The 12,044-nt window shown below is 64.4% G+C and carries 10 protein-coding genes; 7 read left to right on the top strand and 3 right to left on the bottom strand.

All coding sequences use genetic code 11. From position 1 onward, the window contains the following. Positions 1–5: 5 nt before the first annotated feature. Positions 6–1,067: a polyprenyl synthetase family protein gene (locus ACSS7Z_RS15190; RefSeq protein ID WP_438255714.1), complete on the top strand. Its 1,062-nt coding sequence runs from the start codon at positions 6–8 to the stop codon at positions 1,065–1,067. Between the two features lie 37 nt (positions 1,068–1,104). Further along, entirely contained in the window at positions 1,105–2,478 is a 1,374-nt protein-coding gene (locus ACSS7Z_RS15185) for an FAD-dependent oxidoreductase (RefSeq protein WP_438255713.1), read from the top strand. 235 nt (positions 2,479–2,713) lie between these two features. Here ACSS7Z_RS15185 and ACSS7Z_RS15180 read toward each other — a convergent pair whose 3' ends face one another. Further along, complete coding sequence (locus ACSS7Z_RS15180; RefSeq protein ID WP_438255712.1) at positions 2,714–3,133, bottom strand: hypothetical protein; 420 nt, start codon at positions 3,131–3,133, stop codon at positions 2,714–2,716. Between the two features lie 114 nt (positions 3,134–3,247). Between ACSS7Z_RS15180 and ACSS7Z_RS15175 the strand changes: the two genes are divergently transcribed. Continuing rightward, a complete protein-coding gene (locus ACSS7Z_RS15175; RefSeq protein ID WP_438255711.1) occupies positions 3,248–4,300 on the top strand; it encodes an alpha/beta hydrolase in 1,053 nt (350 codons plus the stop codon). Next, positions 4,273–4,521: a hypothetical protein gene (locus ACSS7Z_RS15170; protein ID WP_438255710.1), complete on the top strand. Its 249-nt coding sequence runs from the start codon at positions 4,273–4,275 to the stop codon at positions 4,519–4,521. The genes ACSS7Z_RS15175 and ACSS7Z_RS15170 overlap by 28 nt, the downstream gene beginning before the upstream one ends. A 93-nt stretch (positions 4,522–4,614) precedes the next feature. On the opposite strand, the gene ACSS7Z_RS15165 is transcribed toward ACSS7Z_RS15170, so the two are convergent. Then, positions 4,615–5,247, bottom strand: coding sequence for a TetR/AcrR family transcriptional regulator (locus ACSS7Z_RS15165; protein WP_438255709.1), 633 nt, complete (start codon positions 5,245–5,247; stop codon positions 4,615–4,617). Positions 5,248–5,319: 72 nt separating this feature from the next. Between ACSS7Z_RS15165 and ACSS7Z_RS15160 the strand changes: the two genes are divergently transcribed. The 3 genes from ACSS7Z_RS15160 to ACSS7Z_RS15150 are packed head-to-tail and all read left to right on the top strand — an operon-like array spanning position 5,320 to position 11,304. Further along, positions 5,320–7,761: a glycoside hydrolase family 3 C-terminal domain-containing protein gene (locus tag ACSS7Z_RS15160; RefSeq protein ID WP_438255708.1), complete on the top strand. Its 2,442-nt coding sequence runs from the start codon at positions 5,320–5,322 to the stop codon at positions 7,759–7,761. Positions 7,762–7,781: 20 nt separating this feature from the next. Next, complete coding sequence (locus ACSS7Z_RS15155; RefSeq protein ID WP_438255707.1) at positions 7,782–10,526, top strand: glycoside hydrolase family 3 protein; 2,745 nt, start codon at positions 7,782–7,784, stop codon at positions 10,524–10,526. A 25-nt stretch (positions 10,527–10,551) separates the two neighbouring features. Then, positions 10,552–11,304, top strand: a complete 753-nt coding sequence (locus ACSS7Z_RS15150) for a phosphatase PAP2 family protein (protein WP_438255706.1) — start codon at positions 10,552–10,554, stop codon at positions 11,302–11,304. Between the two features lie 200 nt (positions 11,305–11,504). On the opposite strand, the gene ACSS7Z_RS15145 is transcribed toward ACSS7Z_RS15150, so the two are convergent. Then, entirely contained in the window at positions 11,505–11,993 is a 489-nt protein-coding gene (locus ACSS7Z_RS15145; protein WP_438255705.1) for a YajQ family cyclic di-GMP-binding protein, read from the bottom strand. Positions 11,994–12,044 lie beyond the last annotated feature (51 nt).

The raw sequence follows: 12,044 nt of genomic DNA, 5'->3' as shown, positions 1-12,044 counted from the left end.
AACCCGTGACTTCGAGCCCTGCCGCCCCGGGTTCGCGACTCGCGAACCGGCTCGGCTTCAGCGACCGTGTTTTCATCGGCCGCGCCGCCCGCCGCGTCGCCGACGAGATCGAAAAGGGTCTCGACCTGGTCGAGAGCGGCCTGGCTGTAGACCTCCGCGTCGCCGATTCGATTGCGGATGCCGCGAGCCGCTACCTGTACGAGGCCGGGGGCAAACGCATCCGCCCCGTGCTGACGCTGCTGACCGCGCAGCTCGGTGATGGAAACATCCCGGCGGTCATCGATATCGCCAAGGCGCTGGAGATGACTCACCTCGGTTCGCTCTACCACGACGATGTCATGGACGGCGCCGACCGCCGCCGCGGGGTGCCTGCAGCACACGCCGTGTGGGGCAACAATGTCGCGATTCTCACCGGCGACATCCTCTTCTCCCGTGCCAGCCAGCTCATGTCGCGCTACGGCGACCGCGCGATCCGCCTGCAGGCCGACACCTTCGAGCGTCTCGTCCTGGGGCAGCTGCACGAGACGGTCGGGGCCCAGCCCGGCGACGACCCGATCGAGTTCTATATTCAGGTGCTCGCCGACAAGACCGGCTCACTGATCGCCGCCGCGACGCAGGGCGGGGCGATCTTCTCGAATGCTCCGGCCGAGTACGAAGAGCCGCTGCGCGTTTACGGCGAAAAGGTCGGTGTCGCCTTCCAGTTACTGGATGACGTGATCGACCTGTCGGCGAAGCCGGAGGAGACCGGCAAGGTTCCCGGCACTGATCTGCGCGCCGGCGTGCCGACGATGCCGTATCTGCTGTTGAAGAACGAGTCGGATGCCGCGGCTGCTGAGCTCGCCGCACGCATCGACGACGGGGTAGCGGCGATCGCTGAAGGCGGGGATCCGGCGATCCTCGATGAGCCGTTGGCCGAGCTGCGCGACCACGCCGTGACTGGGCAGACGATGGAGCTCGCGCGCCAGTGGACGCGCGACGCCATTGATGCTCTGAAGCCGTTGCCCAAGGGGCCGGTGCTTGAGGCGCTCACCCGCTTCGCAGAATCTCTCGCTGACCGCAGCAGCTGATCGAACTCTCATCGCTGCAGCTTCCGAAAGGACACTCATGACCAAGCTGAATTTGGCCATCGTCGGGGCCGGCCCCGCGGGCATTTACGCTGCTGACATCCTGCTGAAAACCGAGCGCCCGTTCGAGGTGTCGATCGATCTTTTCGAGCAGCTTCCGGCACCCTATGGTCTGGTTCGGTACGGCGTCGCCCCCGATCACCCGCGCATCAAGGGCGTGATCAATGCGCTGCGTGATGTGCTCGATCGCGGTGACATCCGCATCTTCGGCAATGTGCGCTTCGGCGAGGACATCACCCTCGACGACCTCAAGAAGCATTACAACGCGGTGATCTTCGCCACCGGAGCGGTGCGCGACACGAAGCTCGATATTCCCGGCGCCGATGCCGAGGGGTCGTTCGGTGCGGCTGATTTCGTCAGCTGGTTCGACGGTCACCCGGACGTGCCGCGGGAGTGGCCGCTGGATTCGGAGTCGGTCGCGGTGCTCGGAAACGGCAACGTCGCACTCGATGTGGCACGGATGCTGGCCAAGCACGCCGAAGACCTGCTGCCGACGGAGATTCCAGACAACGTTCATGCCGGACTTGCGGCTTCGCCGGTCACCGATGTGCACATCTTCGGTCGCCGCGGACCGGCGCAGGTGAAGTTCACCCCGCTCGAGCTGCGTGAACTCGGCGATCTGCGTGATGTCGACATGGTCGTGTACGACGAAGACTTCGATTACGACGAGGCCTCGCTGAACGCGATCGCCAGCAACAAGCAGGTCAAGGTGATCGACCGCGTGCTGCAGTCGTGGCGTCAGCTGCCCTCGGCGAATAACGCGGGCGGCACAGCATCCCGTCGCCTTCATTTGCACTTCTGGGCCAAGCCCGTCGAGATCAAGAAGGATGCCGACGGCAAGGTCGCCGCGATCGTGTACGAGCGCACGCGTCCGGACGGCTCGGGCGGGATCGTGAGCACCGGTGAGCTGCGCGAGGTGGCGATCGGTCAGCTGTACCGCGCGGTCGGATACTTCGGTTCGCCGCTGAAGGACGTTCCCTTCGACAAGCGTCATGGTGTGATCCCGAACCACGAGGGGCAGGTGCTCGCGAAGGATTCGAACGAGCGCGTGCCCGGCGTGTACGCGACCGGCTGGATCAAGCGCGGACCGGTCGGCCTGATCGGCCACACGAAGTCTGATGCCATGGAGACCGTGCAGCATCTGGTCAACGATCAGGGTTCGTGGTGGCATCCGGAGAACAGCGCCGAAGAGGCGATTCCTGCTTTGCTCGCGGAACGCGGCGTGAAGTGGACCGATCTTGACGGCTGGCACCGGCTCGACCAGCACGAGCTCGCACTGGGTGAGCCGCACGAGCGTGTGCGCATCAAGGTCGTCCCGCGCGACGAGATGGTGCGGATCTCGCGCGGGGAGTGAGCTTCGCCCTGCATCTCCGACCGACGGCGTCCACCCGACGGCGTCCACCCGACGGCCTCCACCTGACGGCCTCCACCTGACGGCCTCCACCTGACGGCCTCCGCCCGACGCCGTCCGCCCGACGGCCTTCCGGCACACTTGCAGTGCCATCGAACGGATGCAGGGCGACACGCCGTAGTTTCGCCCTGCATCCGTGCATCCGCACTGCAACTGTGCCGGGGCAACAGGCGCTGACTCAGTGAGCGGGCTTGGTCACTTCCACCGTGAAGGTGACGGAGTCGCCACTGGAGGAGTTGTCGAGGGTGACGTCGGTCTCGCCGACGCTCAGTCCCTCGATGCCGGGGTTCGTTGTGAAGTCGCCGTTGTCGCCGCCTGGGGTGAACTTCGCGATCGCTGGGTCCGAGAGCTTGGCGCTCCAATCTGCGAAGGTCTCGTCGTCACCCGTCAGGTCGATGACGTTACCTTCCGCAACCTGCACCGTGGTTCCATCGATCTCGTTGATGTCGGCCAGGACAGGGGCGATCACATGCGTGCCGGTTTCGCCGCCATCGACGGCGCCGTCGTCTGAGCTGGCGCATCCGGCGAGCGTGAATGCGGCGCCAATGACGGCGATTCCGATGACTGTACGAAACGCGAAACTGCGAACCTGCGACATGGATGAACCCCTCCGGTTGTGATGCGCCCAGCATAGGGCCCTTCTCGCCGGATGCACCGGGCAGTCAACGCCGCCGCAGTTCAGTGATGCCTCACCCTGAGTAGGGTGGTCAGTATGGCGCAGTGGGTTCCGGACGTCCTCGGTGACGAGTTCGAGCAGTGCACCCTCCCGCTGGGTGAAGACGATCAGGGCGAGGCCGTTGCGACGCTGGTGCGGGCGCTACCTGAGGCGGCGCAGCCCGTTTCCGGGTGGGAGCGGTTCGTCCGCCGGTTGCGCGGACGGCCGACCACGGATGCTCCGCCGCTGCTCGATGGGGTCGATGTGCTGTACGTGCACGGCTGGTCGGACTACTTCTTCCAGAAGCGGTTGGCGCGGTTCTGGTCATCGCGCGGCGCGCGCTTCTACGCGCTGGATCTGCGCAAGTATGGGCGCAGCATCCGTGACGGTCATACCCCCGGGTACGTTGCTGATCTGCGGACCTACGACGAGGACATCGCCGCGGCGCTGGATGTGATGGCCGAGGACGCCGACACCTCGCGTGGCCCACGCCGTTTGCTGCTGATGGGGCATTCGACGGGCGGACTCGTGCTGAGTCTGTGGGCGAACCGTCATCCGGATGTGGCGGATGCTGTCATATTGAACTCCCCGTGGCTGGAGTTCCAATTAGCGCCGCTGCGTGCCGCGATCGCTCCGGTGGTGGAGTTGCAGGCGCGGCTGCGGCCCTTGGATGCTGCGCCGCAGATCGACCTCGGCTTTTACGCGCGAGCGCAGGCCGAGGTGGCCGATGCGGACGACCTGATGGAACCGAATCCGGCATGGCGGCCGACTCCGGCGATGGTGGTGCATGCCGGGTGGTTGCATGCGATTCTCGACGGACATCGCATGGTGGGCGACGGGCTCGCGATTCCGGTTCCGGTGTGCGTGCTGCTGTCCGCACGTTCGGTGCTGCCCACGCGATGGTCAGAGGAGCTAACTTCGGCCGACACTGTTCTGGTAGTTGACGACATCGCGCGGCGTTCGCTGAAGCTCGGGGCATCCGTCACTGTCGAACGGGTGGACGGCGCCCTGCACGACATATTCCTGTCGCGCAAGCAGGCGCGCGATGATGCCTACGCGCGGTTGGAGCGCTGGGTAACTGGGTGGGTTCGCTCGCGTCCTGCGCCGTAGCGGCCAGAGCAGCACAGGTCAACGGGGTGTTCAACGCGCTGGATGACGGTCAGGATGCCGGTATGTGGACACTACTGATCGTGCTTCTGGTCGTTTGGGCGGGACTGTCGATTCTCGGCTTCGTCGTGAAGGGCCTGCTGTGGCTGGCCATCATCGGCCTGATCCTGTTATTGGTGACCCTCGCCGTCGGCTTCTTCCGTCAGCGCTCGAGCAGAGGTTGACGTCCACCGTTGCCCCCAGCAACGCGTCCCAGCCCCGCATCTCCGTGAACCACGGGGAGGCGGGGCTTTCGCGTGCGGGGTCTGACTAGGTGGTCAGTATGCGGGCGGCTGATCCAGCCCGAATGCCTCACGCAGGCTTCGCCGGACTAAACCGGGAACGTCCAGTTCACCGGGGTGGAGGGCGTCGTACAACTGGAGTCCGTCCCAGGTCGCGATCACGAGCGCCGCTCGTTGCTCAGGGGTGAGGCCATCATCAGGCAGATCATGTTTCGCACGCTGTCGTCGGATCATCAGCGTGAGTATCGTGCGGATCCGGTTGTGCCGCCGTTGGAGTGTGGCTCGTGCCGGGTGCCCCTCTGAGCCGGCCTCTGCCGTCAGCATCGACAGCAGCTGCGTCAGGCCGGGTGTGTTCTGGTTACTCGCCGCAGTGCGCGTGAAGGCGTCGACGAGTGCCTCGGCGCTGAATCTGCGCGGAGTCGCTGCGCGAAGTTGCTGCTGATCGTGCCATTCGATGACAGCGAGCAGGAGGGCGGTCTTGTTTCCGAAGTGGTGCAGAAGGGTGGAGTGATCTACGCCGGCTTCGCGTGCGATGCCTCGAAGAGATGCGCCGTAGAAGCCCCGCTGCGCGAACGCTGCCGCTGCGCTTGCCACGATCGCCTTCTTCGTGGCACGTCCGGTGGCGTAGCCGCTGGTGGAGGCATTTTTCTTCTGTGAGTCGGCGGGCACGTCGTCCATCGTATTCGAATCGAGATGTCCAAACATCCACCACGTGGTGGAGATTCGGGTACACTTCTGGGCATGCCTACTCCAGAGAAGCTCGTCGATCTGCGCGCTGCCATGACGCTCACTGAGAAGGCCTCCTTGATGTCGGGCGAGAATTTCTGGAACACGAAGCCGATCACGCGACTCGGTGTTGCGTCGATCATGCTCACCGACGGACCTCACGGGCTCCGCAAGCAGGGCGGTGCGGCCGATCACCTGGGGCTGAACGCCAGCCTCCCGGCGACGTGCTTTCCGCCAGCAGCCACCCTCGTGAATAGTTGGGACCCGGCGCTGCTTGAACAGGTCGGAGTCGCGCTCGGAACCGAAGCCGCTGCCGCGCAGGTCAGCGTGCTTCTCGGCCCGGGCATGAATATCAAGCGCAACCCTTTGGCAGGTCGAAACTTCGAATACTTCTCGGAGGACCCTGTCGTGTCCGGCAAGATGGCTGCCGCACTGATTCGCGGCATCCAATCTCGTGGCGTTGCCGCCAGCCTCAAGCATTTCGCGGTGAACAGCCAGGAGACGCACCGAATGAGCATCGACGAGATCGTCGACGAGCGTGCGTTGCACGAGATCTACCTGGAAGGGTTTCGGATCGCGGTGACTGAGGGCGAGCCGTGGACGGTGATGAGCTCGTACAACAAAGTTAACGGCACGTACGCGAATGAGAATGTTCAGTTGCTGCATTGCGTTCTGCGCGGTGACTGGGGCTTCGACGGACTTGTGGTCACGGACTGGGGCGGCAACAACGACCGCGTTGCAGGGCTGATCGCCGGCAACGCCTTGGAGATGCCCTCGTCCAGCGGCGTGACCGATCAGCAGATCATCGATGCCATCGAGGCCGGAACCCTCGACGAGCGTGTGCTGGACGCGCGTGTCGACGAGGTTCTCGCCCTGATCGCACGCACCGACGCCAGCGCGCAGCAGACGACGGTCGATCTCGACGCGCATCACGAGTTGGCCGTCGAGGCGGCGCAGCATTCGATCGTCCTGCTGCGCAATGAAAATCATGCGCTGCCGTTGGGCCCGGCCAACGGGAAGGTTGCCGTCATCGGCGACTTCGCTGAAACGCCGCGCTACCAGGGTGCAGGCAGCTCTCTCGTGAACCCGACCCGAGTGGACTCGGCACTGGACGCACTGCGAAGCAGCGACATCGACATCGTCGGCTACGAACGGGGCTTCACTCGGCGAGACACGTCGTCACGGCGGCTTCGGCGTCGTGCGCTGCGCTTGGCGGGCCGTGCTGACACGGTGCTGCTATTTCTGGGGCTCGATGAGTCGGCTGAAGCCGAGGCTGTGGACCGCACCCACATGCGACTGGCAGCGAACCAGCTGCAGCTGACGCGCGAACTGATCGCACTGAATGTTCCGGTCATCGTTGTGCTGGCCGGTGGCGCTCCAGTCGAGCTGCCATTCGCCGACGACGTGGATGCGATCGTGCACAGTTATCTCGCCGGTCAGGGCGGTGGGCGAGCGGTCACCGATGTACTCACCGGACGCGTGAACCCGCGCGGGAAGCTCGCAGAGTCGTATCCGCTGCGCTATCGCGATGTTCCTTCCTCAGCGACATTCGGCCGTACCGAGGCGACGAGCGAGCATCGCGAGAGCATCTACATCGGGTACAGGTACTACGACAAGGTTGGCCTGCCGGTGCGCTATCCCTTCGGGCACGGACTCAGCTACACGCAGTTCGCGTACTCCGATCTCGTGGCAGATCACTCATCGGCCACGGTGACTGTGACGAACACCGGTGATCGGACAGGAGCTGAGATCGTGCAGCTGTACGTCGAGGCTCCGGATGCCGCGGAAGGTCAGTTCCGGGCACCGCGTGAACTGGGCGGCTTTGCGCTGGTGTCACTGCAGCCGGGCGAGAGCGCCACTGCGACGATCGACTACGCCGAGCATGCCTTCGATGTCTTCGACGCGGCAGCATCCGAATGGCGCACGGTCGGCGGGCAGTACACGATCATCGCGGCGGCATCATCACGCGATCTTCGACTGCGCAGCCTGCTGGAAGTGGACGGCGGGCCGGCGCCGGATGCGCCCGCCGAGCTGGACCACTACCGGACCGGTCAGGTGAGTCGGGCGACGGATGCGGAGTACTCCGCGCTGCTCGGCCGCGCGCTGCCCGCTGCGGCGTGGCCGAGGGCTCGACCGCTGACGCGAGACGACATCATCGCGCAGACGAAGGGACGCGGGGGCTTCGCGAGTCTTCTCCACACGGTGATCGATCGCAGCAGCGATCTGTTCCTGCTGCTGGGGCGACCGCACGCGGCCAACAACACTCGATTCGCCCTAGATCTGCCGTTTCGCTCGATCGAGCGCATGTCCGGCGGACTCGTCGATAAGGCGATGCTCGATGCGCTCCTGGTGATGGTGAACGGGCATTTCTGGCGAGGATCGCGGCAGATGCTGTCTGCCTGGCGAGCGCACCGACGCGGGCGTCGTGCGCGCCGCGACATCGATACACAGAACTGACGTGCTGAAAGGGAAGCAACGTGGCAACTCGTAAAGAAATCAAGCAGGATGCTCTCGCACGGGCGGCGGCGGAGAAAGCAGCGCGCCAAGCGCGTCGCGCCGAGCTCAAGGCGATGTCGCCGGCCGACCGCAAGGCGGCAAAGGCCGAGGATCGCGCCCTGGCGAAGGCAGCGAAGAAGCAGGCCAAGGCCGATCGCAGGGCGCGCCGCGCAGAGATGACGCGCGCCGAACGCCGTGAGGACAAGCGTCGCGAGCGCGTCTACCGCAAGGTCGCGCATCGTCCGCGCCGGCTCATCGGCTGGGGCATCGCCGCAGTTGCCGTGATCGTCATCGCCGTTCTGGTCGCACCGACCGTCAACGACATCCAGCGTCTGCTGTCGGTGAAGGTGGACTCCTCCACGGCTGCGGGAGTCGCCGCGCGAGAGTATGGCACGGAGCTTGCCGGACAGATCTCGGACGAGGGCATCGTCCTGCTCGAGAACGACGGCGCGCTCCCACTTGACGATGAGAAACTCAACGTGTTCAGCTTTGCGTCGTTCAATCTGCGCTATGGCGGAGGCGGCTCTGGCGGTGCCGATCAGTCGGCTGCCGTGTCGCTCTACGACGCGCTGCAGAACGAGGGCATCGAGTACAACACCGAGCTGTATGCGACGATGCGTGAGGCGGGCGCTGAGACGGCCGAAGGATCGCAGAACTTCATTCAGCAGATGATTGGTCTGTTTACGGGCAGCGCCAAGAAGTCTGAGCCGGAGCCGGACTATCTCACCGACAGTGTGCTCGCTCAGGCGAAGGAGTACTCCGACACGGCTGTCATGGTGATTGGAAACGACGGAACCGAGGGCGCTGATTTCACCGCCGATGAGCTGCGGATCACGGATGGCCAGCACCAGCTGCTCGAGGTCGTCACGAGCAACTTCGACAACGTGATCGTGGTGATCAACTCTGGAAACCAGATGGAGCTCGGCTTCCTCGAGGAGTATCCGCAGATCACGGCGGCGCTGTGGATCGGAACGCCGGGACCGCAGGGCGCTGTCTCGCTCGCGGAGATCCTGAGCGGCCAGGTGAACCCCTCCGGCCATCTCGCCGACACCTACGCCTACGACGTGGAGAGCGCCCCCGCCACGGAGAACTTCGGCAACTTCCAGTACGAGAACGTCTCCCGTGGTCTGTACGACTACGAGGAGGGGATCTATGTCGGATACCGGTACTACGAGACCCGTTACGACGGTGATGAGGCCGGATACGAGGACGTCGTGCAGTATCCCTTCGGCTACGGCCTGAGCTATACGGACTTCACTTGGCAGGCGGATGCCCCGATCTTCGACGGGGAGACGATCAGCGCAGATGTGACGGTGACGAACGCGGGGGAGATCGCCGGCAAGGACGTCGTGCAGGTCTACTACTCCGCGCCGTACATCCCCGGTGGCATCGAGAAGTCGTCGATCGCGCTCGCCGGATCCGCCAAGACCTCGCTGCTCGAGCCTGGCCAGTCAGAGACCGTGAACGTCACGTTCGCCGTGCGGGACATGGCATCGTGGGATGCTGCCGAGCGCGAGGGCTATGTTCTGGATGCCGGAACCTACGAAATCATCGTCGGTACGGACGTGCACACGCCCGCTGCCGTCTTCCCCCTGGAGATGAGCGAGGAAGTCATCTACGACACGGATGCTGTCACCGGCGTTGCGCTCGAGAACAGGTTCGGTTTCGCCGACGGTGACCTGACCTATCTGTCGCGTAGCGACTGGGAGGGGACGTACCCGGACTCTTCGGACATCAACACCACGGCATCCGATGAACTGCTCGCCTTCATGAACCCCACGTTCGAGGCCACTGAAGGTGAGGAGCCGCTCTACGGTGTCGACAACGGACTCCGTCTCGAAGACATGGTCGGGCTCGATTTCGACGACCCGCAGTGGGAGGCGTTCCTTGACCAGTTCACGCGGGAGGAGCTCACCGCGCTCTTCTCCAAGGGGGCGTACCAGACCGAGCCGGTCGAGCGCCTCGGCGTGCCTTCGGCCATCCTGCTGGACGGTCCCGCCGGGCTGAACTCCTTGTTCAGCGAGGTCACCGCCGCTTCCTTCCCGACACAGGTGGTGATCGCATCCACGTGGAATGAGGAATTGGCCTACGAGATGGGCGCGGCCGTCGGCGCTGAGGCCAACGCCTATGGCGTGCAGGGCTGGTATGCCCCCGGTATGAACATCCACCGCACACCGTTCGGTGGCCGGAACTTCGAGTACTTCTCGGAGGATCCGGAGTTGTCGGGCTCGATGAGCGCTGCGATGGTGTCGGGCGCGCAGAGCAAGAACGTGCTGACCTTCATGAAGCACTTCGCGCTGAACGAGCAGGAGACCAATGCGCGCAGCGGCGTGAACGTCTTCGTTGACGAGCAGGCTATGCGCGAGATCTATCTCCGACCGTTCGAAATCACGGTCAAGGAGGCCGACGCGCACGGTGCGATGTCATCCTTCATCAACATCGGCGGGCGCTGGGCAGGCGGCAACGAGGCGCTGTTGGAGGACGTGCTGCGCGGTGAGTGGGGCTTCGACGGCGTTGTGTCATCGGATGCTGTTCTCGGCGGGTTCATGGATCCCGCCCTCGGGCTGCGCTACGGCAACGATCTGATGCTGGCGATGCTCGGCAACACGACTGTCGGCCAGGTGAATGCGGCGTATGACGTCGACCCAGTGGGCGTCGGCAACGGGCTGCGCGATCGCGGACACGCCACGCTGTATGCCCTGGCTCGGACCGATCTGTTCAACTGACCCTTAACCAGACAAAGGTGCCGAGATGACGAAGACGTCTGAACTCCCTAACGAACTCACTCAGGCGCGCCGCCCGGCGGCGTTGCTGGGGTGGGCGCTCGGACTTACTGCCGTGCTCGTGGTGATGGGTCTGCTCATCGCAATCGACGCGGAGCATCCGTTCACGCAGACCGTCGATGACGGTTGGCGCGCGCTCGTGGGTGCATCGCCGGACAGCGCGGTGTACCAGCAGCCTCTTGCGATGTTCTTCCAGCAGCTCGGCGCGGAGGCAGGTGGGTTGTTCATGTTGATCCTGCTCCCCGCAACGCTCGCCCTCGTCGGTCGGTGGCGATCCGCGCTGTTCTTTTTCGCCGCGTGTCTAACTGGACTCGGCCTGTATTCACAGGTGATGAAAAACCTGGTCGATCGGCCACGCCCCTCTGCGGACCAGGTCAGCGGGTTGTTTGGCCCGCTATTCGAGGTGGACCATGGATCATTCCCTTCCGGACACTCGGTCGCCGCGGGAGTGCTCGTCGTCGGCGTGCTCGCGCTCATCCCGCACAGCTGCCGAACCCTGCGGATCGGCTGGGCGATCCTCGGTGGGCTGATTCTCGTTGGAATGATCTGGCAGCGCACACTCATCAACGCGCACTGGCTGTCCGATGCTGTGACTGGCGTGATGGCGGGCGCAGGGGCCGCGCTGCTGATCTGGTGGGCGTTTTGGCCGTGGGTCCAGAAGGACTATGGGCGTCCTGTGTGGTTTCTGCACCTGAAGCGTCGGGCAGCGCTGACCGACTGACCCGAGGTCATTTCAGGGACAGGTGAGGTTAGCTAGAGCCGCCCGAGGTTTCGCACCGCGCGCACCTAAGCTTCGAGGTCCGCGCGGTAGCCCCCACGGCGACCGCCTGAATGCGAGGGCCGAAGATGAGAATCTCGGCGCCCGCATTCTTGACTGACGCTCAGCTGCGCCTACCGCGTTTCCGCGATCGCACCCGTTTCCTAGCGGTAGTTGATGAACTGCAGGTCGACGTCGAGGTCGCTTCCCTTGAGGAGCGCGATGACACCCTGCAGGTCGTCGCGGCTCTTGGACTGCACGCGCAGTTCGTCGCCCTGGATCTGGCTCTTGACGCCCTTGGGGCCCTCGTCGCGGATCATCTTCGAGATCTTCTTCGCGTTCTCGGAGGAGATGCCGTCCTTGAGCGTGGAGACGATGCGGTACTCCTTGCCGCTGGCGAACGGGTCACCCGTCTCGAGGCTCTTCAGCGAGATGCCGCGCTTGATGAGCTTGGACTGGAACACGTCGAGGACGGCCTTCGCGCGGTCTTCGGTGTTCGCCTTGATCAGGATCGATTCGCCGCTCCACTCGACCGATGCTCCGGTGCCCTTGAAGTCGTAGCGCTGCTCGATCTCTTTGCGCGCCTGGTTGAGGGCGTTCTCCGCCTCCTGGTGGTCGACCTTGCTGACAATGTCGAACGATGAGTCTGCCATGGCGCCAGTCTAGCCAGCGCCCGCCGTATACACATTTTCTGAGATTTTGGT

This window comes from Microbacterium wangyouchuni (assembly GCF_051546305.1).
Taxonomy (GTDB): domain Bacteria; phylum Actinomycetota; class Actinomycetes; order Actinomycetales; family Microbacteriaceae; genus Microbacterium.
Note: the sequence above shows the minus strand (reverse complement) of the source record. Positions and strands in the feature narration are given on the sequence as shown.